18 protein-coding genes are annotated in these 23,518 nt (G+C 63.5%); 9 read left to right on the forward strand and 9 right to left on the reverse strand.

Annotated features, from left to right (window positions below):
- The 4 genes from rnpA to yihA form a co-directional block, all read left to right on the forward strand.
- Window positions 1–299 (forward strand): ribonuclease P protein component (gene rnpA / locus ACRECS_RS17415; protein WP_431584211.1); only part of this gene is annotated, 299 nt, incomplete at its 5' end.
- Complete coding sequence (yidD, locus tag ACRECS_RS17420; protein ID WP_034160257.1) at window positions 296–508, forward strand: membrane protein insertion efficiency factor YidD; 213 nt, start codon at window positions 296–298, stop codon at window positions 506–508. The genes rnpA and yidD, both read left to right, overlap by 4 nt.
- Window positions 509–556: 48 nt before the next feature.
- Entirely contained in the window at window positions 557–2,269 is a 1,713-nt protein-coding gene (gene yidC, locus ACRECS_RS17425) for a membrane protein insertase YidC (RefSeq protein WP_431584212.1), read from the forward strand.
- Complete coding sequence (yihA, locus tag ACRECS_RS17430; RefSeq protein ID WP_431584213.1) at window positions 2,266–2,946, forward strand: ribosome biogenesis GTP-binding protein YihA/YsxC; 681 nt, start codon at window positions 2,266–2,268, stop codon at window positions 2,944–2,946. Before yidC ends, yihA begins: the two co-directional genes overlap by 4 nt.
- 62 nt (window positions 2,947–3,008) lie before the next feature.
- Here the strand turns inward: yihA and ACRECS_RS17435 are convergent, their stop codons facing one another.
- The gene (locus ACRECS_RS17435) at window positions 3,009–5,234 is read right to left on the reverse strand and encodes a TonB-dependent receptor (protein ID WP_431584214.1); all 2,226 of its coding nucleotides are present in this window, start codon (window positions 5,232–5,234) and stop codon (window positions 3,009–3,011) included.
- A gap of 336 nt (window positions 5,235–5,570) precedes the next feature.
- Between ACRECS_RS17435 and ACRECS_RS17440 the strand changes: the two genes are divergently transcribed.
- A complete protein-coding gene (locus ACRECS_RS17440; RefSeq protein ID WP_431584215.1) occupies window positions 5,571–6,710 on the forward strand; it encodes a zinc-binding dehydrogenase in 1,140 nt (379 codons plus the stop codon).
- 363 nt (window positions 6,711–7,073) lie between these two features.
- On the opposite strand, the gene ACRECS_RS17445 is transcribed toward ACRECS_RS17440, so the two are convergent.
- Together ACRECS_RS17445 and ACRECS_RS17450 are read right to left on the reverse strand one after the other, a co-directional pair.
- Window positions 7,074–8,426: a serine hydrolase domain-containing protein gene (locus ACRECS_RS17445; RefSeq protein WP_431584216.1), complete on the reverse strand. Its 1,353-nt coding sequence runs from the start codon at window positions 8,424–8,426 to the stop codon at window positions 7,074–7,076.
- 63 nt (window positions 8,427–8,489) lie between these two features.
- The gene (locus tag ACRECS_RS17450; RefSeq protein ID WP_431584217.1) at window positions 8,490–11,372 is read right to left on the reverse strand and encodes a TonB-dependent receptor domain-containing protein; all 2,883 of its coding nucleotides are present in this window, start codon (window positions 11,370–11,372) and stop codon (window positions 8,490–8,492) included.
- An 805-nt stretch (window positions 11,373–12,177) separates the two neighbouring features.
- Between ACRECS_RS17450 and ACRECS_RS17455 the strand changes: the two genes are divergently transcribed.
- On the forward strand, window positions 12,178–12,843 hold the full coding sequence (locus ACRECS_RS17455) for a glutathione S-transferase family protein (RefSeq protein WP_431584218.1): 666 nt from the start codon (window positions 12,178–12,180) through the stop codon (window positions 12,841–12,843).
- Between the two features lie 54 nt (window positions 12,844–12,897).
- Window positions 12,898–14,718, forward strand: coding sequence for a diguanylate cyclase (locus ACRECS_RS17460; RefSeq protein WP_431584219.1), 1,821 nt, complete (start codon window positions 12,898–12,900; stop codon window positions 14,716–14,718).
- 14 nt (window positions 14,719–14,732) lie between these two features.
- Here the strand turns inward: ACRECS_RS17460 and ACRECS_RS17465 are convergent, their stop codons facing one another.
- Window positions 14,733–15,461, reverse strand: coding sequence for a hypothetical protein (locus ACRECS_RS17465; RefSeq protein ID WP_431584220.1), 729 nt, complete (start codon window positions 15,459–15,461; stop codon window positions 14,733–14,735).
- A gap of 34 nt (window positions 15,462–15,495) precedes the next feature.
- On the opposite strand from ACRECS_RS17465, the gene ACRECS_RS17470 reads away from it, so the two are divergent.
- Complete coding sequence (locus ACRECS_RS17470; RefSeq protein ID WP_431584221.1) at window positions 15,496–17,436, forward strand: CocE/NonD family hydrolase; 1,941 nt, start codon at window positions 15,496–15,498, stop codon at window positions 17,434–17,436.
- Between the two features lie 19 nt (window positions 17,437–17,455).
- On the opposite strand, the gene ACRECS_RS17475 is transcribed toward ACRECS_RS17470, so the two are convergent.
- Window positions 17,456–17,902 carry a cupin domain-containing protein gene (locus ACRECS_RS17475; RefSeq protein WP_431584222.1) on the reverse strand — a complete coding sequence of 149 codons (447 nt, stop codon included), beginning with the start codon at window positions 17,900–17,902 and terminating at the stop codon, window positions 17,456–17,458.
- A 95-nt stretch (window positions 17,903–17,997) separates the two neighbouring features.
- Between ACRECS_RS17475 and dapE the strand changes: the two genes are divergently transcribed.
- Window positions 17,998–19,137, forward strand: a complete 1,140-nt coding sequence (dapE, locus tag ACRECS_RS17480; RefSeq protein ID WP_431584223.1) for a succinyl-diaminopimelate desuccinylase — start codon at window positions 17,998–18,000, stop codon at window positions 19,135–19,137.
- On the opposite strand, the gene ACRECS_RS17485 is transcribed toward dapE, so the two are convergent.
- The 4 genes from ACRECS_RS17485 to ACRECS_RS17500 form a co-directional block, all read right to left on the reverse strand.
- Complete coding sequence (locus tag ACRECS_RS17485; RefSeq protein WP_431584224.1) at window positions 19,134–20,810, reverse strand: putative bifunctional diguanylate cyclase/phosphodiesterase; 1,677 nt, start codon at window positions 20,808–20,810, stop codon at window positions 19,134–19,136. The two genes, dapE and ACRECS_RS17485, sit on opposite strands and share 4 nt — an antisense overlap.
- A gap of 70 nt (window positions 20,811–20,880) precedes the next feature.
- Complete coding sequence (locus tag ACRECS_RS17490) at window positions 20,881–21,501, reverse strand: Smr/MutS family protein (RefSeq protein WP_431584225.1); 621 nt, start codon at window positions 21,499–21,501, stop codon at window positions 20,881–20,883.
- Between the two features lie 4 nt (window positions 21,502–21,505).
- On the reverse strand, window positions 21,506–22,744 hold the full coding sequence (gene mltA, locus ACRECS_RS17495) for a murein transglycosylase A (protein WP_431584226.1): 1,239 nt from the start codon (window positions 22,742–22,744) through the stop codon (window positions 21,506–21,508).
- Window positions 22,745–22,766: 22 nt separating this feature from the next.
- Complete coding sequence (locus ACRECS_RS17500; protein WP_431584227.1) at window positions 22,767–23,411, reverse strand: Tim44/TimA family putative adaptor protein; 645 nt, start codon at window positions 23,409–23,411, stop codon at window positions 22,767–22,769.
- Window positions 23,412–23,518: the final 107 nt, after the last annotated feature.

Genomic DNA, 23,518 nt, shown 5'->3' on the forward strand with positions numbered 1-23,518 from the left:
TCCTCGCGGCGAACGCCGGCAAGCGCGCACCGATGCCGGGATTCGTCCTGCTGGTGCGCGATCGCGACGACGGTGATGCGACGATGCGAATCGGCTACACCGTGACCAAGAAAATCGGCAACGCCGTGGTCCGCAACCGCATGAAGCGGCGACTGCGTGCGCTCGCGCGCGATCTCCTGCCCGAATCGGGCATTCGCGGCGCCGATCATGTGCTGATCGGCCGCAATGGCGGCATCGAGCGCGATTTCGCGCAGCTCCGCACCGACCTTGCCAAAGCGCTGCAGAAGATCGCGCGATGATGGCGAAGTTGCTCATCGGCCTGGCGCGGCTCTGGCAGATCGGACCGTCGGCGGTCCTGCCGCCCACCTGCCGCTACGCGCCTTCCTGTTCGGCCTATGCAATAGAGGCACTTCGCCGCTATGGCGCGCTGAAGGGCGGATGGCTGGCAGCACGGCGTATCGGGCGCTGTCATCCCTGGGGCGGGTCGGGTTATGACCCAGTTCCCTGATTTTCAGCCCATTCCAGACTACCCCAACATGATCGGGATCCAAGCGCGGTGAACAACGACAACAAGAACTTCATCCTGTTCGCGGTGCTCGCGGCATTGATCATGTTCGGCGGACAATATCTAATCAGCCACTTCTTCCCGTCCAATCCGCCGAGCACGCAGATTGTCGACGGCAAGAGCAAGGCCCTGCCCAATCCCGGCGCGAACCCGGGCACGACTCCGGCCGCCGATGGCGCCGCCGCCGTGCGCGACCGCAACACGGTGCTGGCCGAAACGCCGCGCGTGCGCATCGACACGCCCAATCTCAAGGGCTCGATCAACCTCAAGGGTGCGCGCATCGATGACCTGGTGCTGGTCACCTATAAGGAAACCATCGACAAGAATTCGCCGCCGATCCGCCTGCTCTCGCCATCGGGCACATCGGGCGCCTATTTCGCCGGCTTTGGCTGGCGCGACGACGGCCTGAAGCCGCCGGCAGCTGATACGGTCTGGAAAGCGACCGGCGATGTACTGTCGATCGGCAAGCCGGTCACGCTCGATGCCGCCAATGCCACCGGCCAGCGCTTCCGCATCGAGATCTCGGTCGATGACGGCTATATGTTCACCGTGCGCCAGACCGTCGCCAATGCCGGCGCCGGGCCCGTCCCCGTCGCCGCTTATGGCCTGATCAACCGCATCGGCGTGTTCCACGATCCCGATACCTGGACAGTGCAGATCGGCCCAATGTCGGTGCATAATGGCGGCGCGCATTACGACGTCAATTTCAGCGACGTCGATGGAGGCCCGCAAAAGTTCAACACCACAGGCGGCTGGCTCGGCTTCACTGACAAATATTGGCTGACCGCTTTGGTCCCCGATCAGGGCGTGGCATTTGACGGCCAGTTCCGCCCCGGCCCGAACAAGGCCTATCAGGCGGACTATGCGGTCACCCCCCGCCTCGTCCAGCCAGGCTCTGCCGTCACCCAGACATCACGCTTCTTTGCCGGTGCGAAGGAAGTGAAGCTGCTCGACCGCTATACCGACAAGGAGGGGATCGGGCTATTCGATCATGGCATCGATTGGGGCTGGTTCCGCATCGTCGAAAAGCCGATCTTCTACTACCTCCACTGGCTGTTCCAGATGGTCGGCAATTTCGGCGTGGCGATCATCCTGCTGACGGTCACAATCCGCGGCCTGATGTTCCCGATCGCACAGCGCCAGTTCGCCTCGATGGCGGCGATGCGCGCGCTGCAGCCCAAGATGAAGGCGCTGCAGGAGCGCTACAAGGATGACAAGCAGAAGCAGCAGCAGGAGATCATGGCGCTGTACAAGACGGAGAAGGTCAATCCGCTTGCCGGCTGCCTGCCGACCTTCCTGCAGATCCCGATCTTCTATGCGCTCTACAAGGTGCTGCTGCTGACGATCGAAATGCGTCATCAGCCTTTCATCCTGTGGATCAAGGATCTGTCGGCGCACGACCCGCTGACGCCGCTCAACCTGTTCGGCTGGCTCCCCTATACGCCGCCGGCGTTCCTGGCGATCGGCATCATCCCGATCATGCTGGGCATCTCGATGTACTTCCAGTTCAAGCTGAACCCCGCGCCGATGGACGAGACGCAGAAGCAGGTCTTCGCGATCATGCCCTGGGTGCTGATGTTCGTGATGGCACCGTTCGCGGTCGGCCTGCAGGTCTACTGGATCACCTCGAACGTGCTGACGATCCTGCAGCAGAAGCTGCTCTATTCGCGGCATCCGGCGTTGAAGGAGGCCGCGGTCAAATGACCGACGCGTCCGATCCTGCTGGCTCCGAGGCTCCCGATCCACTCGGCTTCACCCCCGAGCTGATCGAGACCGCGCGCAAGACCTTTGCGGGCCCCGTCGCGTTCCTCAAATCGGCGCCGACGCTGGCGTTCATTCCCGACGCCAGCGTTCCTGAGGTTGCCTTTGCCGGCCGCTCTAATGTCGGTAAATCCTCGCTGCTCAATGCGCTGACCGGGCGCAATTCGCTCGCCCGCACGTCGAACACGCCGGGTCGCACGCAGGAGCTGAACTTCTTCGACGTCGGCGAGCCGCTCTCCTTCCGCCTGGTCGACATGCCCGGCTATGGCTTTGCCAAAGCGCCGAAGGACATGGTCAAGAAGTGGCGCTTCCTGGTCAACGACTTCCTGCGCGGCCGCCAGGAACTGAAGCGCGCGCTGGTGCTGATCGACGCGCGCCACGGCATCAAGGATGTCGATCGCGAGATCATGGAAATGCTCGACAAGGCAGCGGTCAGCTATCGCCTCGTGCTGACCAAGGCCGACAAGATCAAGCCGACCGAACTTGCCGAAGTCTCAGCCCGCACCGCAGCAGAAGCGCGAAAGCGGCCGGCGGCGCACCCGGATGTGCTGGAGACGTCGAGCGAGACGGGGTTCGGCATTCCCGAACTACGTGCTGCGGTGATTGAGGCGATCGGCTGAGCGTTGGTTCGATCACCCTGGGCGACACCGCCGAAGCCATTGCTCCAGCGGTGCCTCCAGGATCAGCGTCCGAATTTCTTGGTGAAGCGGATGCCGAACTCGCTGCGGTCGTTGCTGATAACGACGCCGACGAATCCGCCCTGATCGAGCCGGCCGGTGTCATAGACCTTGTTGAAGACATTGTTGCCATAGAGGCTGACCGACAGGTCGCGGCCGGGATTTTCGTACTTCAGATTGAAGCCGACCAGACTGCGCGGCGCGATCAACTCGCTTGGGCGCGCCACCGGCTGGCCATATTGGTCGCCGCGATACGAATAGTCCGCCTGCGCCGTCACCGCGCCGCCGGAAGCCAGTCGGTAGGTGTAGCTGACCACTGCCGCACCGGTGAACTTCGGGCTGAGCGCGGTCGGCGCGCCGGCGACCGGCGTACCGCCAGTCGGAAAGAACGCCGGTGGCAGCGAATTGACGCTGGTGATCTTGCTGTCGAGATACCCGATCGAGCCCTTGAGCCGCAGTCCGCCGAAACTGACGGTGCTTTCCGCTTCGATGCCGCGCGCACGCGCATCGGCGGAAATGATGACAGTGTTGAAGCCAGCCGCGTTGATGAATGAATAGGGCAGCCCGCGATCGCTATAGTTGGTGGTGAAGGCCGATAACAGCACTGTCCAGTTCGGGGTGATGCGTCCCTTGAAGCCGATCTCGTAATTGGTCGCGGTCGTCTTGGGCGATGCGTTGAACGAGGCCGGGCCGCCAAACGGGCGCGGCGTGAAGCTTCCCGGCTGATACCCGCGCTGGACCGTAGCATAGACCGTTGCGTCGCTGCCGAGCTTGTACGAAATATTGCCCTCGGCAGTTATCGCATCGTAATCCGCACTGCGTGTCACCGGGCCGGGGAAGCTGCCGGAGAAATTGGCGGTCGCACGTTTGTCATCGTTCGAATAGCGCACGCCCGCACCGATCGTCAGCGCATCGGTGATCTTGTAGCTGCCATTCGCATAGGCGGCATAGCTGTTCGACGTCTGTTCGACAGTGTAAAATCCCGGCGCGAAGAAGAAATAGTTCGGCCTCGATTCGTTGCTGCCGGTCTCATAATAATAGTAAAGACCGCCCACGAAGTTGAATCTGTCGAATTCTCCGTTGAGCTGCAATTCACTCGAAACCTGTTCAGCCTCGCCGCGCTCCGGGAAAACCGAGAGCAAGGCCGGGGTATCATTATCGGCAAGACCGCCGGTATATTCAGTCCTGCGATAACTGGTGATCAGCTTGGTCGACAAGGTGTCGCTGAGCTTGAGTTCGGCAGTGATCGAGGCGCCGAACAGATCGAGCGAGGTGCTTTCCAGGCCCGCAACCGACGTGCCCGAATCGTCCGGCGCGACGAGGTCGGACGACGAGATCGGGTTACCCTCGTCATAGATGTCGACCTTATAGGGCGACTGTCCGTTGCGGCCATGGACGAAATCGACCGATGCGAGCAGCGAGAAACTGGCGGTCGGCGTCCAATAGGCGGCCGCACGCCCGCTGAACTCATTCTCTTCACCGATCCGCGCGCTGGGATTGGCGATGAACACTGCGTCGCCCACGCCGTTGCGTTTCCGGTAGCTGCCGCTCAACGACACGGCGAGGTCCGGGGACAGGCGGGTGTCGGCATAGAAGCTGCCATTGATGCGCCCGCGCGTCCCGACTTGCGCCTCGACCTCGACACCCTCGTTGGTGCCCGGCTTGCTGGTGACGATATTGACCGCCCCGCCCAGTGTATTGCGGCCATAGAGCGTACCCTGCGGCCCGCGCAGCACCTCGATCCGCTCGATATTCTGCAATGACAGGTTCGATCCCAATTGCCGCCCGAGATAGACGCCGTCGAGATAGACGCCGACCCCCGGATCGGTCGTGATCAGGTGATCCTGCAAGCCGATCGCGCGAATGAAGATCGCCGCCTGCGAGGTGTTGCCGACGCCGTAGCGGCTGATGTTGAGGTTCGGGACATATTTGCCGACATCGGCGAGGTTGCTGGCGTTGAGCGTCTTCAGCGTGTCGCCGCTGAACGCGCTGATCGCGGCGGGGGTATCGACCAGGCTTTCCTCGCGTTTGCGCGCGGTAACGACGATATCGATCGAGGAATCGTCGGCCGCCCTGATCTTCGCATCCGGCGCTGCGGTTTCTGGGACGGTTTGTGCGAACGCCGTCGTCGACAGGAAGGCCAATCCTATTGTGGTCGTCGACACGGCGTGGCGCCATTTGCGACGGCGGCCCATGGCGTGGGCGGCAATGCTGGCGTGCTGAAACTCCATGACTATTCCCCGATTTTGCCCGCCATTTTGGCAGGTCGTTGAGCCAGTCCGTGCCGGATCTTGCGGATCCGGCAAATTATGTTTCGACGGCGCTGCCGGGTCTTCGGCATGAACCGGTCGGCCCTCCCGGGCCTGTAACACTAACGTAACCCCCGCTCGGCACCAGCGGAAAACCAGACCAGGGAAAAGGCGGCATTTTTGGCGTGTTCGCGACCTGTGATCGCGGCTCGAGACTGCGATCATTCCGCCTGCGGCATCCTTCCCGGGCGTGGGATTTTCCTCGCACTCCGCCAATATCCGTTGCATATCGCTACCCATCATTCTGGGAGAGACGCGATGACCATCACCACCGGCCTGCAACTGAGCTCGCTGATCACGCCCGAAGGCGAGCTGCGCCTGTCGCTTGACGATGTGGCGATCCCTGCACCGCGTGCCGATCAGGTGGTGGTGCGGATCGAGGCATCGCCGCTCAATCCGTCCGACCTCGGCCTGCTGCTCGGCCCGGCCGACCTGTCGACGGTCAAGGCCGGCGGCACCGCCGATCGTCCGACCGTCACCGCATCGGTCCCCACGGCCATCCTGCCCTCGCTGCAGGCACGGCTGGGCGAGGCAATGGCGGTCGGCAATGAAGGCGCCGGCGTGGTGGTCGACGCGGGCGACGACGCGAAGCATCTGATCGGCCGCACCGTCGCGCTGCTCGGCGGCTCGATGTATTCGCAGTACCGTGTGATGCGGGCCTCGGACGCGCTGGTCCTGCCCGACGGCACGACGGCCGCGCAGGGTGCCTCTTGCTTCGTCAATCCGCTGACCGCGCTCGCCATGGTCGAGACGATGCGTGCCGAGGGCCACACCGCGCTGGTCCACACTGCCGCCGCATCGAACCTTGGCCAGATGCTCAACCGCATCTGCATCGCCGACGGCGTATCGCTGGTGAACATCGTGCGCAGCGAAGCTCAGGCGAAGATCCTGACCGATATCGGCGCGAAATATGTCGTCGACAGCACCGCGCCCGATTTCCGCGCCAAACTGGTCGACGCGCTGATGGAAACCGGCGCGACGCTCGCCTTCGACGCCGTCGGCGGCGGCCCGCTCGCCGGCCAGATCATTGCCGCGATGGAAGTCGCCGCGACGCGCAAGATGACTGAATATAGCCGCTACGGATCGACCACTCACAAGCAGGTCTATATCTACGGCATACTCGACGTGCGTCCGACCGAGATCGGCCGCAACACCGGCATGGCCTGGGGCATTGGCGGCTTCCTGTTGACCTACTTCCTGATGAAGGCGGGCCCGGAAGTCAGCCAGCGCATGCGCGCACGCGTCGCCGCCGAGCTGACCACCACCTTCGCCAGCCATTACACATCGGAAATCTCGCTGGCCGAGGCACTCCAGCCGGACATTCTCGCGGCCTATGCGAAAAAGGCGACGGGCGAGAAGTTCCTGATCAACCCGAGCAAGGGGCTCTCACAGAGCTGAAACGAAATCCGGACAGTGCAATCGGACGCCTGGCAGCTCAGGCCACCTGCTCGCGCCGTGGCCATGCTGTTTTTTTCCGACACTGAGAAAGAGCGAGCCGGTACAGTCCGACACGTGATGACATTGCTGATCCTGTGCGACGGTTGAATCGCTGCCGATGGGGGGATTGAGGAGCGCATGGCGAGAGATATGGCACACCAGAAATGTCCCATATCTCCCGCCGCCGCCGCGACGAAATGTCCATGTAATTCATTATATATCAACTACTTATAACGAAATAGCTCATCTCAGGTGCGGGACCCGGCTCCAGGCAAAGGGGCGAGCGGCGCAAGGACGCAGCAGCCCGGCGCAGTGCAACCATCATCATTGCACCCGGTTGAAATGAAGCGTGATGCGCGACGTCTTGAGCACGAAGCCGCGCGAATCGTCATCCGGCGTGATGTTGAACGGCCCACCGAGGAAAGCACCGTCGTCATTGCGCTTGAGAACCAGCGGCCCGGTCTTGCCGCCCTTGGCCGTCTCGATCGTCAGGTTGATGATGTCGTCCTTCGCATCCACGACATAAGTCGCGGCGAGGTTCGGATTGCGATAGCGGCCATTGAGCGCCGAGCCGTCCGACGACGGTTCGGTGATCGCCGGCAGCCCCTCGCCCAGCGCCGCGATCACTTCGTCGGCCTTTTTCGCAGGGTCGATTGCGCCATTGTTGCACAACAGGGCAATGCCGATCCGCTTTTCGGGCAAGCGGCCGTACAGCGTCCGGAAACCCGCCGCCCCGCCGGTATGGTGGAACCAGTGCGGCCCCACGATCAGCGCATTGCCATAGGCGATACCGCGGCCCGATCGCACCACCGGCGCGCCATTGGTGAATGTGCCCGGCCTGGTCATCAGCCGGGTAATCTCCGCCGTCCAGATCTTGTGTCCGGTGTCGATGTCGTAATCCCAACGGGCCAGGTCGTTCACTGTGGTGATCAGCCCGCCCGATCCGCCGAACAGTGGATATTCGTCGGCGAGCGTCACCTTGCCGCCCGCGGCGACATAGCCGCGCGTGGCATTGGCATCGGTGGTGCGCGCACCCAGCATCATGAAGCTGCGTATCATGCCCAGCGGCTTCAGGACATGCGCGTTGATATAGCTTTCGAACGGTTGCTTCGACACGCGCTCGATGATTTCCGACAGCAGCAGATAGCCGCCATTGGTATAGTCATAGGCGGTGCCGGGGGTGAAATTGGTTTCCTTTTGCCGCAGCACGCCGGCGAGCGCATCGGCGCGGCTGGGCACCGAGGTTTTGAGATTACCCTCCAGTGCAAGCAGCGCGAGCGAGTCGCGAATGCCGCCGGTCATGTTGAGCAGCATCTGGACGGTAACGACGGTGCCATAATCGGGCAGCTCAGGGAAATATTTGCGGATATCGTCGGTCAGCGCGACCTTGCCCGCCGCGACCAGCTGCATCAGCGCGATCGCGGTGAATTGCTTGGAGACCGAGGCGGCGTAGAATTGCGTGTCCGATCCGATTGGCCGGCCTGTCGTGACATCGGCGGCGCCGGCATTGACCAGTTCCGTCGCCCTGCCGTCGCGAAAGATGCCGACCGCGCATCCCGGGGTGGCCGTGGGAGAGCCGACGGCAAGCGCCGCCGCGATCCGGTCCCGCGCCCCCGGATCGGCATTGGCGGGCGTTGAGAGCAATACGGCCAGCGGCAGCCAGACAAGACGAGTCATCGGATCCTCCCTCATGGTCCGGACCGCCGATGCGGCGCGGACATTCGTCCCTTCAGATCACTTTCAGAATTTGAAGCGCACGCCGGCGGTGAACATGCGGCCAAGCGTGTCGTACAAGGCGCGCGTGGTGCCGTAACCGCCCGCGCCGGTGATCGGCGGCGTCTTGTTGAACATGTTCTGGATCGTTCCGAACAGCGCAACCCGGTTGTCGCCCCCCCTGTCGCCGCCCCTCCCGATCAGCGTCACTTCGCCCTGAAGATCGAAATAGACCCGTCCCCTGACGCTCAGCACGTTCAGATCCTTGTAGGTGTAGGCCCGGTTGATGCTGCCCCCGCCGATATAGCGCGCCGCCATGCTCAGCGTGAAACCGGGGTTCACATAGCTGACATGCGTGTTGACCTTCCAGCGCGGATTGCCGCCGACCGCAGCGACCGTCGGCTGTTCGACGCTGCCGGCAAGAAGCGTCGGCTTGTTGAGACCGTCGGAGATCGAGGTATTGTCGATATAGGTGATCAGCGACTGGAGATTGATCCGGTCGGCGCCGATCGGGAACCAGTATTGCGCTTCGACATCGATGCCGCTGGTCTTGACCTGAGTCAGGTTGACCGGCCCGTTGACGACGCGGGTGATGCGGTCGTCGACGCCCCCGCGAGTGATCAGCGAGCAGGCCTGGGGCGATGTCGTGTAGCAGCGTTCGACGATCGCTGCCGGGGTGAGCGCGATGATCGCATCGTTGAGCGTGATCGAATAATAGTCGATCGAGATGCTGAGGCGCGGAATGAAAGTCGGCGACAGCACCACGCCGGCGGTCAGCGTGTCGGCCTTTTCGGGCGTCAGATTGGGATTGCCCTGGTTCGCCGCAGTAACGAGGTAGCTGATGCCGCCGAGCAGCGGATCCTGGACACCCAGCGACGAGGTCGCGCCGGCCTGGAACAATTCCTCCAGGCTGGGCGCGCGAATGTCGCGCGAGCGCGTAGCGCGCAGCCGGATCGACTCGTTGATCGCATAATTGATGCCGCCCTTCCAGGTGACGACAGTGCCCGAGGTGCTGTAATCGGTGACGCGCGCCGCGGCATCGACGCTCAGATCCTTTGCCCAGCCGGTATCCTTGGCGAGCGGGATCAGCACTTCGCCGAACCCTTCCTTGACCGTCACCTTGCCGGCATAGGGGATGCTACCGCCGCCGGCGAAGGCGAGCGTAGCCGAGATCGGATCGGCGGTGGTCCGAACGCTCAGCTCGCGATATTCGCCGCCGACCGCGATCGAGACCGGCCCCGCCCAGGTATCGAACGGCGAACCGCGCAGCGTCATCGCTGCCGATTTCTGCTTGATGTCCCACAGGCGGAACCCGGTACCGTTCACATAAGCGAGCGCCGCGTCGGAGAAGCGATCCTCGCCGATCAGATTCAGCGGCACGCACCCGTTGGTCGGGTTGGCGATCGTCGAGCGGCAAATCGGATCGACCACGCCGGGCGTGCGCGGATCGTCGACCGCATCGAGCGCCAGGTTGAAGGTCGAGGTGATCCGGTTGTTGCTCGTGGTCGCCCGGTTGCGCGTACGGCCATAGCTGAAACTGCCGTCGAGCAACCAGTCGCCGCCCAGCTTGGCGTTGAAACCGCCGAGCGTATTGATCGTCTCGATGTCGAGATCGGTGACGGTCCGGCCATTTTCGAGCACGCTGCGGCCAAGCGTGATGGTCGCGACATTGTTGGCGGCGAGCGTCTGCCGCAGCGCGGTGGGCAGGAAAACATTGTCCGACCGGATGGTGAGCTGATTGGCCGAGGCCAGGCCAAGATAGCGCGAGGTCACCTTGTTGTACGAGAATTCGCCAAACAGAGTGATCGCATCGCTGGCGTCGAAAGTCAGCCGGCCGAAGCCGGTGTAGCGGTTGACCGGCACAGCGCCCAGGCTGTCGGCAATGCCGTTGATGCCATCGCCGCCGACCTGGCTCGATGCGGTGACCAGCGATCCGAAGGCGAAGGGCACGGCATTGCCATTGGGATCGAACTGGATGCCCTTGAGATAGGATGGGAGCGCAATGATATTGGTGATCGCCGAGCCGCCCCCGGGATTGAAGCTGACTCCGGTGATGACCCCGCCATAGCTGACATTGGTTGCGCGAATGCCTTCGGTGACCAGGATGTTGCGCGGCTCGCCATTGGTCGGGGTATAGGCTGGGTTGGCGAGCGTGCCGGGGTTACGGGCGCTCCACGGGCGGTCGCGCAGCCAGCGGATACCGCTATTCTGCGATGCCTCGCCGGCGACGATCAGGTGCAGGCGATCATTGGCGAAGCTGGTGCCATAGCTCAGCGAGGCGAGGAAGTTCTTGTAATCGCCATAGTTGGAAATGCCGCCCTGGACACTGCCTTTCACTCCCTTGAACCGTGAATTGATCCGCAGATTGACCACGCCGGCAACCGCGTCCGAACCATAAGCGGCCGACGCGCCGCCGGTAACGATATCGATCCCGTTGATCATCGCCTGCGGGATCGATGAGATGCTGACGCCGCCGGCCGGCGTGGTCGGCACATAACGGCGACCATCGACCTGAACCTGAGTCCGCTGATAGCCCAGGCCGCGTAGGTCGATATAATTGCCGGCGGCGAGACTGCCGAGATTGACCGTGCTGGTCGGGGTCAGCGACGGGCGCACCGACGGCATCTGGTTGATGACGTCGGCAAGGTTAGGCGCGGCGACGCGGTTGATGGTCTCGGCGCCAATCACGGTGACTGGGGTCGGCGTGTCGAAACCGTTGCGCTGGACCAGCGATCCGGTGACGACGATATCGGGTTCCGGTTCGACCGTTGCAGGCTCCGGCCCAGGCTCCGGTGCAATCTGGGCCAGTGCCGGCTCGGCGAAGCACAGCATCGCACTGCCGGCGAGAAGAAGAAACGTCGCGCGCCGCGCGGCATTCTCCGGAGTGGTGAGTGGAGCAAGCGCCATCATACCGTGTCCCCCTGATTTTCTTATCGCCCCGATTTCTTATCGCCCCGATTTCTTATCGCGACGCAGCATCCATGCGATGGCTGTCACGAATCCAGCACAAAGGGTTCATAGTTATATAGCTTATAGTTATATCAAATGACGCCGAGGCGCTCCCATACAGGACAATGTCTAGTATTTGAGGACGTTACGCGCTCCACGCGGCGCGCATCTGGCTGAGCAATATGGGCGAGACTCTTAGCACACGGAGTATGCTGCCCTGCAAAAATGGGAAATAACCCGCATAGACAGAGGTTATATACGATATCTTTTTCCCGATCTGCTGGACGCTCCGCTCGCATTCATCGTGATGATTCGCTGTCGCTCGCTGCCGATCCCGCCATCCTTTTCTTTGGTCCGTGTCCGCGGCCACTGCGCGGGCGAACCCATCTGATTCAACGCCGGCACCGGCCGTGGCAAGGCGACACTGGACGGAGCGCCATCCGGTGCGCCGCCACGCTCTTTCTCAACGGTGAAGATTTTTCGGACGATATGCTGCTGGCTGTTCCTGCAAAAACAGCCAGCAGCATTCGCTGTTACTGGCTGTTCCGGTGGCTGATATCTGGCTGTTATGCTGGCTGTTCACTGGCTGATATCCGATAACAGCCAATCAGATCTAAGATACTGAAAATCATCTAAAAATCCGCGAATTCGTCCCCAAATGGCAACCAGAAGCATTAATTGCCGAAGAACAGCCAGCACAGGCCGCATATCGCATTCCCGCGTGGACACCCTCGACTCGCGGGCACCATCCTGGCTAGGAACCCGCATGCTCAAACTCATCATCGGCAATAAGGCCTATTCCTCCTGGTCGCTGCGCGGCTGGCTCGCCTGTAAGCAGTCCGGACTGCCGTTCGAGGAGGTGGTCGTGCCGCTCTATGACGAGCAATGGGACAAGCGTCGCGAGGGCGACGAGTTCGCGCCGTCATCGGGCAAGGTGCCGATCCTGTGGGATGGCGATGCGGTGGTGTGGGATAGCCTGGCGATTGTCGAATATCTTGCCGAGAAGACCGAACGCGCGAAATTCTGGCCCGAGGACGACGCCGCGCGCGCGATGGCGCGGTCGATGTCGGCGGAAATGCATTCCAGCTTTACCGCGCTGCGCCGCAAGCACAGCATGAACATCCGCCAGGTCTTCCCGCCCAAGCACCCCGATGAGGATGTGCTGGCCGATCTCGGCCGGATCATGGAACTCTGGGCGCAGGCGCGGGCGCGCTTTGGTGGCGACGGCCAGTTCCTGTTCGGGGAATTCGGCGCGGCGGACATCATGTTCGCGCCGGTCGTGACCCGCATCGTTACCTACAGCCTGCCGATCGCGCGCTTCGCCGCTGGCTATATGGATGCGGTGATCCAGCACCCCTTCATGCAGGACTGGATCGCCGGCGCGCAGGAAGAAGAATGGGTGATCGAGAAGTTCGAGGTCCCGGTGGCCTGATTTCCTGCCGGTTTTTGCCAACAGGCCGGCCTTTACCAATGCGCAACGCCGCCGGTGCTATCGGGCATTATGCGCATCTCGACGATCACCAACTGGGCGTACGGCGCGACCGTCTGCTTCACGCTTGCGTCGGGTGCGGCGTTTCTGCTGGCGTCGCAGGCCACAACCCGCGAGCGCGTGGCGATCTCGACCGAGCTTACGTATGACCGCGTCGTCGACAGCCTGAATCTTGCCGCCGACCGGCTGAGCGGCGCGATGCAGCGTTTCGCCGCCACCCAGGATGAAAGTCACGCCGCAGCTTATGCTCGCGAGCTGCGCGAAACGCGCACCCGCGAAGATGCACTCGAAAAGCTCGAGCGGCTTGGGATGGGACCAAGCGAACGCACGCTGTTGAAGGAGGCCGATACCGCCGGCAGGGCGCTGCTCGCGTTCGACGAACAGGTGCTGGCGGCGGGACGCAAGGGTGACTGGGCAACCGCGCGCGCGATCGTCTTCGGTGCGCCCTACCATGAGGCGCTCGCCGGGCTCGACCGGCCGCTCGCGCAGTTCAAGATGCTGGTCGACGAGCGTACCCATGCCGAGGTCGTCGCGGCGGAAACGCAATCCAACCGTCTCCAGCTGATCGCCAAAATCATGCTTGCCGCGACCGCCGCCTTGTTCCTCGGCGTGCTGTATTTCGTGATCAGCCGCCGCATCACCAGGCCGCTGATCCAGATGAGCGGAGTCGTCTCGCGGCTGGCGGAACAGGATTATGCCGCCGACCTGCCCGACCATCGCCATTCAGACGAGATCGGCGACATGACCCTCGCCATCCGCCAGTTCCGCCAGAACGGCATGGAGCGCGAGCAGTTCGAGGCCGAGCGCCAGCGCGACCAGACCGCCAAGGACAATCTGTCGCGCATGCTGCACCGTATGCAGGGCTGCGAGACGCCGGGTGAACTGGGCGAAGTGGTCGCCTGTTTCGCGCCGCAGATCTTTCCGCAGCTCGCCGGCTCGCTGTTCGTCCATGACGAGACCCGCGGCCTGCTGATCGCGGCGAGCGACTGGCAGGCACCCGCCGGAACCGGCAGCAGTTTCGCGCCGTCGGAATGCTGGGGCCTCAGGCGCGGCCATGCGCATGTCAGCAGCGGTTCCGGGCTAGACGTCGCGTGCCAGCATTATCTGCGCAGCGGCAGCGCCGAGAGCATCTGCGTGCCGCTGATGGCGCAGGGCGATATTGTCGGCCTGCTCTATCTCGAGGAACAGTCGGACGACCCGGAGCGCGACCGCGCCGCACCGCGGCTGTATCTCGACCTGATGGCGGAGAATATCGGCCTGGCGCTGGCCAATATCCGCTTGCGCCTGACCTTGCGCGCGCTGGCGATCCGCGACCCGCTGACCGGCCTGTACAATCGCCGTCATCTCGACGCGACCCTGCACCGCGAGGAGGAACGTGCGCGCCTGTCCGGTAGTGCGCTGGCGTGCGTGATGATGGACGTCGATCACTTCAAACGCTTCAACGACAGGTTCGGCCATGACGCCGGCGATGCCGTGCTGAAACATGTCGCGCAGATCGTCACCCGGCACTGCCCGCAGAGCGCCCTCGCCTATCGCTACGGCGGCGAGGAATTCACCTTGCTGCTGCCCGGCGCCAACGCTGCGCAGGCGGTCACGCTGGCCGAGGAGATCCGCATCGCGGTCCGCGAAGTGACGCTCGCGCATCGCGGCCGCACACTCGACCCGATCAGTGCCTCGTTCGGCGTGGCGGCGTTTCCCGCGCTGGAAGCGACGGCAAGCCTGCTCCAGGCGGCCGACGCGGCGTTGCTCAACGCCAAGCAGGACGGGCGCGACCGGGTGGTAAATGCGGCGGGCGCGGCGAAGAAGACAGCGGCCTGAGTCGGTCGCTCAGTTCAATCCGGATAGCAGCTGGCGATGCTTTCGATCGGGACGCTGTTATCCCTCCACCGCAGATTCCGGGCGTCGACGGCTTCCGCATTCATGTGCCGAACAAAGGCGGCTCTGATCCCCGATTTGTACGGGAGCGACTCGGCATCGTCGGGATCCATGCCTTCGGCCTTGAGCAGGAAATCAGTGAACTGATCCGCTGAAACCAATCCATCAGGCGGAATGAACATATCGACATGCCGCGGCTCGTCATCGACGATACTCCCGCAAAAGCCCATGCCGACGCAAACCTCATTCATGAGTGCGTCATAGCCGGTCTTTTCGACACGTTCGCGGCGTGAGAAGATCGTCAGCCAGGTTCCGTCGGTCGATATTCCGATCGGTGCATCGAGTCGGCTGATCGTCATGTCCCGCTCATAGTCCCCGAAATCCAGCGACACCGCGATGTCGGTCATCCGTGCCGACCGGATGTCTTCTTCTGACGGGTCCCCGTCGAAATAGAAGCGCAGCCTGATCGTGTCGCCCTCCGCCTTGGCGAGAACGATCCTCAACTGGGGCCCAACCTGATCCCACAATCCTTCGACAACCGAACGTATCAATGCATTTTCGTCCAAGAGCATCTCCCTGAAGTTCACCCGAAACTTGCTCCTTATGGCCGGCGACCTACAGTTTTGCGACATCGGGCCGCATTCCCGGGTCAGCCGGTTGCATTCGGCATCACGCAGCGGCACCACTGTGCAATCAACGACTTCCCCAGGATCCCCTGTCATGATCAAGCCTCTTCTGCTCGTCGCGGCTTCCGCGCTCGCCCTGTCGCCTGCGATTGCCCAGGACGCGGCGCCTCCCAGCGCCGCCGCACCGGGGGGCGATATCCCGGCCAAGTTCACGCCGCCGGTCGGGGATGCCGATTACGACAAGCGCGAGATGATGATTCCGATGCGCGACGGAACCAAGCTCTACACCGTCATCGTGGTGCCCAAGGGCGCGACCAACGCACCGATCGTGCTGACGCGCACGCCCTATAACGCCATGGGCCGGGCGAAGCGCTCGACCAGCCCGAGCATGCTGTCGACGCTCCCTCTGGCTGACGAAGGGTTCGTCAAGTCAGGCTATATCCGCGTCTATCAGGACGTGCGCGGCAAATACGGGTCGGAGGGTGACTATGTCGTGACTCGCCCGGTGATCGGCCCGCTCAACCAGACCAAGGTCGATCATGTCACCGACGCCTATGACACGATCGACTGGCTGGTGAACAAGGCGAACCTGCCTGAATCCAATGGCCGGGTCGGCATGATCGGGTCGTCCTATGAAGGGTTTACCGTGGTCATGGCGCTGCTCGCGCCGCACCCGGCGCTGAAGGTTGCGGCACCGGAAAGCCCGATGATCGATGGCTGGATGGGCGACGACTGGCTGCATTACGGCGCGTTCCGTCTCGCCAACATCGCCTGGCTTGGCGGACAGACCGGTTACAAGGGCGAAGGCAAGGCCCCACCGACCGGCGGCTATGACGATTACGACAATTTCCGCACCATCGGCTCAGCCGGCGACTGGGCGAAGAAGTCGGGCTACGATCAATTGCCCTTCTGGCAGCGGATGATCGCGCATCCATCCTATGACGCGTTCTGGCAGGGTCAGGCGCTCGACAAACTGCTCGCCGCCAACCCGTCGAACATCCCGACCATCTGGGAACAGGGATTGTGGGACCAGGAGGATATGTACGGCGCGATTACCGCCTGGGAGGCGCTTAAGGCCAAGGGCAAGACCGGCAACAACTTTCTCGTGATGGGGCCGTGGCGGCATAGCCAGATCAACCGCGAGGGCCGTTCGCTCGGTGTGTTCCAGTGGAATGGCGATACCGCTGCGCAGTTCCGCAACGAGATGGTCCTGCCTTTGTTCAACCAGTATCTGAAGGACGGTCCACCGGTCACTCTACCCACTGCGACGATCTACAACACCGGCGAGAATCACTGGGACCGTTTCACCACCTGGCCACTCGCGTGCCAGGAAGGCTGCGCCGCGCCGCTCACCCCGATGTATCTGCAGGACAATGGCGGGCTCGGTTTCGATATGGCGGCGGCGGGCGGTGATGCCTATGTCTCGGATCCGGCCAAACCCGTGCCGCATCTGCCGCGCCCGGTGAATTTCGGTGATGGCCGCTGGGGCGACTGGCTGGTCAGCGATCAGCGCGGGGTCGATGGGCGCCCCGATGTGATGACCTATCAGACGCCGGTGCTGACCAAGGCGGTGCGTGTCTCAGGCGCGCCGATCGCCGATATCTTCGCGAAGACGACCGGCACCGACGGCGATTTCGTGGTCAAGGTGATCGACGTCTATCCGGACGAGGTCGCGACCGATCCGAAGATGGGCGGATACCAGTTGCCGATCGCGCTCGACATCTTCCGCGGGCGGTACCGCGACAGCTTCGCCAAGCCCTCGCCGATCCCGGCGGGCAAGGTGCAGCAGTACAAGTTCCGCCTGCCCACGGTGAACCATGTGTTCCAGCCCGGCCACCGCATCATGGTACAGGTGCAATCGAGCCTGTTCCCGCTCTACGACCGCAATCCGCAGGCCTATGTGCCGAACATTTTCCTCGCGAAAAAGTCCGACTATCGCAAGGCGACGGTGACGATCGAACGCGGCGGCGCGACGCCGAGCCGGGTGTGGCTGCCGGTGGTGCCGGTCGATCAGAGTGCGGCGATGGTGAAGTAAAGGGAAAAAGGGAGCGCGATCAGAACGCGCTCCCGTCCTTGCGCGTGAAGCCGGCGCCATCAGCGATGAACATATCGATATCGGGATAATGGCAATCGCTGGCATTGGGCCGGCCGACCGCAATGAACACGCAGTCCGCATCGCTCCGGTTCTGCAACACATGGCCATTGCCGTCGCTCTTCGGGAACGCCGCGCAGTCACCGGGGCGCATCGCGTGCTCGCCGTCGTCATCGACCAGCACCGCCTCGCCCGAGATCATCACGACGAATTCGTCCTCGCCCTCATGCCAATGGCGCTGCGACGACCAGGCGCCGGGCTTGAGCACGACATGGCTGACACCGTAATCGGTCAGCCCGCTCGCCAGCCCAAGCCGGCGGTACCAGCGGCCCTGCACCACATCGGCATAGTGCGGCGGATAGCCGGTCCGGTTGGTCTGCGGGATGGCATCGAGATCGAGTTTGGGCATCGCATTTTCCGGGCATTCCCGCGAAAGCGGGAATCGCGCTTCTTCTTTCGCGCGCACCACGGCAGAAGAAAAGTAGGATCCCCGCTTTCCGGGGGATGACGGAGACTCTTGTGATCGACCCGGTTGACCTGACCAAGCAACTCATCGCCTGCGACAGCGTAACACCCGCGCGCGGCAGCGTGTTCGATGTGCTGGAGGCGGCGCTCACCCCGCTGGGATTCGATGTGGAACGCTTCATCACCGGTGAAGCGCCTGATGGGCCGGTCGAAAATCTGCTCGCGGTGCGTGGCTCGGGCGGACGGCATTTCGCCTTTGCCGGGCATCTCGACGTGGTGCCGCCGGGCAGCGGCTGGACCAGCGGCGCGTTCGAGCCGGAGATTCGCGGCGGCCTACTCCATGGGCGCGGTGCGGTCGACATGAAGGGCGCGATCGCTGCCTTTGTCGCGGCCATCCCCGCTGAGGTCGACGGCACGATCAGCCTGGTGATCACCGGCGACGAGGAAGGCCCCGCGACTTACGGCACCGTCGCGATCATCGAGCGCATGGCGGCGCGCGGACTGAAGCCCGACCTGTGCCTGGTTGGGGAGCCGACCAGCGTTAGCCGGCTCGGCGACATGATCAAGATCGGCCGGCGCGGATCGGTCAATATGTGGATCGAGGTGCCGGGCAAGCAGGGCCATGTCGCCTATCCCCATCTCGCCGACAATCCGATCCCGAAGCTGGTCGCGATCCTCGCCGAGATCGGCGCGATCGAGCTCGATCAGGGCAGCGAGTGGTTCCAGCCGTCGAACATCGAGGTGACCGATGTGACCGTCGGCAATCCCGCGACCAACGTCATTCCCGCCCATGCCTCGGCGCGGCTGAGCATCCGCTTCAACGACCTGCAGCGCGGTGAGGACCTGGTCACGCGGATCGAGCGCATCGTCGCGACCCATGCGCCGGAAGGCAAGCTGATCGCCCGCATCTCGGGCGAGGCGTTCCTGACTCTGCCGGGCGACTTCTCGACCCTGATCGGCGATGCGATCGAGGCGCGCAGCGGCATCCGTCCGGAACTGTCGACCACTGGCGGCACGTCCGATGCCCGGTTCCTCTCGAAACTATGCCCGGTGGTGGAATTCGGCCTGCTCAACGCGACGATGCACAAGCTGGACGAGGCGGTCGCGGTCGACGATCTCGTGGCGTTAACCGGGATCTATGCCGAGATCCTTCGACGCGCGCAGGGCGGGTCGAATTAGCCCGCCAGCGCGCGACGCTCGTCAGTGCGCGACCAGGCGATGAAGGCCTCCTCATCCATCGGCAGCGCAATCGCATAGCCCTGGATCACATCACAGCCGATCACGCGCAGAACATCGGCCTGCGCCTGGGTCTCGATCCCCTCGCCCACCGCTTCGCAGCCCAGGCCATGGATCAGGCCGATCACGGCATGGGCGATGGTGCGCGCTTCATTATTGGTGGCGATATGCTCGATCAAGCTGCGGTCGAGCTTGACCCGGTCCACCGGCAGATCGCGCAGCCGTGCCAGGTTGGAATAGCCGGTGCCGAAATCGTCGATCGAAATGGTTGCGCCATCATTACGCAATTGCGCGATCGCCTCGACCACTTCGCTGCTGCAATGCATCGCCAGCGTCTCGGTGATTTCCAGCTCAAGCAGATGGGCCGGCGCATTGGCCGCCTTCATCGCCGCACGCAGCCGGCGGAAGAACGCGACTTGATCGAGCTGGCGCGGCGAGATGTTGATCGCCAGGCGCTGCTCGATCCCCATCTTGCCCCAGCGCGCGATCGTATCAGCGACGGTCGCGATGACCCATTCGCCAATCTCGACGATCAACCCGGTTTCCTCAGCGCGCTTGATGAACGTCGCCGGCAGCCTCAGCCCGTCGCGGGGATGGCGCCAGCGTAGCAGCGCTTCGGCCGCGACGATCCGCCCGCCCGGCAGCGCGATCTGCGGCTGGAAGACCAGCGCGAACTGATTCTGGTCGATCGCCTCGCGCAGATCGCTTTCCAGCTGCGCACGGTCGGCGATCTCCTCGGCCAGCGCGGTACTGAAATATTCCACCCGGCCACGGCCATTGGCCTTGGCGTGATACATGGCGGCATCGGCAGCGCGCATCAGATCGGTCAGGTTGACGCCGTGTTCAGGCCGCACCGCGATACCGATCGACGCGCCGATCTCGACATCGGTGCCGGCCAGGTCGAACGGCTCGGCCAGCGCGAACAGGATGCCGCGCCCGATCCGGGCTGCGTCGGCGGGATCGCGCAAGTCGCGGAAGAACATGGTGAACTCATCTCCGGCGAGCCGCCCGATCAGCGGCTGCGACGCGCTGGTCTCGGTCACGACCCGGTCGGCAACGGCGCGCAGGCGATTGGCGACCATGCCGAGCAGCATATCGCCCATCGCATGGCCCATCGTATCGTTGACCACCTTGAACCGGTCGAGATCGATGAAGAACAGGGCGGCATGAATATCCTGCGGCATCTCTGCCAGCATGCGCTCGCAAGTGCGGCGGAAGTTGGTGCGATTAGGCAGTGCAGTTACCGGATCGAACATCGCCAGGCGGTGGACGCTTTCCAGATTGCAGCTGAGTTGCTGGAACAAACCACGCATCGCATTCGCCAATTGCGGCACGTTTTCAGCGATTTCCGCTGGAATCTCGCCATCGAGATCGCCGTGCGCCGCCCGCGTCAGCCGCGCGATGGCGGAATCAATCGCTGACGCGGTGCTTGATATCGCTCGCTCCGCCGACGCCCAGCACATCGCCGCGCACACGATCGCTGGAATCAGCGCGCGCGAGATATTGCCGATATCGATCGTGCCATTGGATGTCGCGACGAGCGCGAGAATGAACGCGACTGCCCCGGCGCACACCGCAAACGCGATGGCGCGACTCTTCAGCGATACGCCCTCCATCGCGATTACGGGTCCCCTGCCGTATCAATCCGGCCATTCCGGTCCAAGAACGGACATTGGACGCAACAGGTTAATTTTTTCTGGAGTTCCCCGGCTTTGGCGTGGCCTTTCGCAGGATGATGTAGAGCGCACCGGTCCCGCCGTGGCGCGGATGCGCACCGCGCACGGCCGCGATCGAGGCGGCGTGGCGCGACCCCGCCAGCCAGTCGCCGATCGCAGCACGGATCGCGCCGCGCGCATGTGGCCGCTCGCTTTCCGGGCGTGGCGGCTTGCCCGTGACGAGCAGGATCACCCGGGCGCCATCGCGGATCGCCCGGTCGAGCGCAACATCGAGCGTGGCATAGGCGGTGGAGAGGTTATGACCGTGCAGATCGATCGTCCGGTCGGGTGAAATCAGGCCTCGAGAAAGCTGGCGATCCCAGCTGCCATCGAGCGTGGCGTACTCCTTACGCTCCTCTTTCCGGGCGGAAGGTTTGGCAATGGGCGGCGATGGGAGCGGTGGCGGTTTTCGGACCTTTTGCAGCTTGGCCGGCGGAAGCGGCACGGCCTTGAGCGTCGGGCTCTTTTCGATAGCACGCGGCACGCCGGGAGCGGCAACGGATGGCTTTGCCTTCACCACGCGCAACGGCCGGACGGTCTCGAGCACCCGCGCCCAGAGCGCGGCCTCATCGGGGGTTAGAGGCCGATCCACAGCCTCAACGGACCGCCGATGCCTTCTCAGCCGTCAGACGGTCGAGTGTGCCAATCGGCAGCAGGAGGAACGCGGAGCCCCGGGCGCTCATGCCGCCCGCGATCGCGCGCGCTTCGCTGCCCGCGCCCCAGAAGGTGTCGATCCGGTTGGCGCCGCGGATCGCCCCGCCAGTGTCCTGCGCCACCCACAGGCCGGTCGCATCAGTGCGGTCGGCCGAGAGGAACACGGGTGCGCCCAGCGGAATGAACTTGGGATCCGCCGCCGCGCTGACCTGGCCGGTCACTGCCAGGCCAAGTGCACCGAGCGGCGGGCCATTCAGCTCTCGGAAGAACACGAAGCTCTTGTTTTCGCGCATGATATCGCGGCCCTGCACGGGATTTTCATGCAGCCAGGCAACGATGCCCTGCATTGATGTCTGCCCGGGCTTGAGCAGGCCGCGTTCCTTCATCAGCGCGCCGATGCCAGTATAGCCCCGCCCATTCTGGGTATCATAGCCGATCCGCATCACCGATCCGTCGGGCAGTTTAAGCCGCCCTGATCCCTGGATCTGCAGGAAGAATATCTCCACCGGATCCGCCGCCCAGGCGAGGATCGGAGCACGACCGGTAAGCACCCCCTCCTCGATCTGCGTGCGGTCATAATAGGGCACCATCGCGTTGCGATCGATCCGCCCGCGGATCTTCTTGCCTTTCAGGTCGTCGCTGAACTGGCCGAGATCCGCTTCGATAAGGTCAGTGGGCCGGCCATAGATCGGCACGTCATAACCGCTACGCCGATCGCGCGAGCCGGCGATTTCCGGTTCATAATAACCCGTGGCGAAGGCGCGCCCGTCGCCAACCTGGACGCTTTCGAACCATTGTTCGAAGAACGACCGTGCATCGCCGCCGCGAGCGGTGGCGGCCGCATTGCACGCCGGCTGCCAATCGGCACCGCGCGTCAGGCCGGACGTGTCGGTGCGCCGCATCAGCGAGGAACAGCTCAACCGGAACGCTGCCAGTGCGCGCGCTGCCTGGGCGTCGGTGATCGGCAAGGAGGAGATTGGCGGTCCGGCCACCACGCCCGTAGCCGCCGCGTTCAGCGCGCCCGCTGGCGGTATCACAATAACCGGCGCGATCGGCTTCGCCGCAACGGGTTGTCGTACCGGCGGTTCATGATGAGATGACGGACTGGACGGACGCGGCACCACGCCACCGCCGCACGCGCCCAGCATCAAAGCCAGCGCGACCACCCCCCAGCGGCGCATACCCATTCCCCCGGTCAAAAACTCAAGCTTCGTCGGTGTCGGCGAGCTTCCAGTTCGGATCGCTGCTCTTCAGCGTCCGGGCGAAGGTCCACACATCATGCGTCTCGACCGCATCGTCCATCGAACCGGCGACGAGATTGCCCTCGGCATCGCGCGTCACCGCTGCGATATCAGCGTCGAAACGCACGGTGATCCGCGCATTGCGGCCATCGAGCGCGGCATCGGCGATGATCGCGCGCTCGATCGACACCAGCCGGTTTTCGAGCACATGGCCCGCCTCACGGCGCGCTTCGATCGCTTCGGCAAAGGCTCGCTTCACCTCATCCTCGACCAGCCAGTCGAGTGCGTCCTCATCGCCCTTCCAATAGGCCTCCAGGATCATGCGATAGGCGCTTTGCGCGCCTTCCACGAACTGGCCGACGTCGAAACCGGGTTCGGCATGGACAATCGCGCGCAAACCGGCCTCCGCCTTGGGGTCGATATTGCGATTGACCAGCTCGCGCGGCTCCGGTGCGGATTCGATTGGACGCGGCAGCGCGGTGATCGGCGCGCGATCCTCGGCTGGCTTCGGCAAGGGCTGCCCATGCCCGGTCCGCTTGCCAAGCACCATGTACAGACGCAGCGCCAGGAACCCGGCCACCATCGCGAGAAGAACAACGTAAAACACCCAAGTCTCCGATAATCGGCTAACCATCTACATAGGCGCAACGCGCGAATGTTTCAAATGATGCACACGCAGCAGCGATAAGCACATGTCGCACCCGTTGAACAACC

It is taken from the genome of Sphingomonas sp. (genome assembly GCF_050725575.1).
Taxonomy (GTDB): domain Bacteria; phylum Pseudomonadota; class Alphaproteobacteria; order Sphingomonadales; family Sphingomonadaceae; genus Sphingomonas.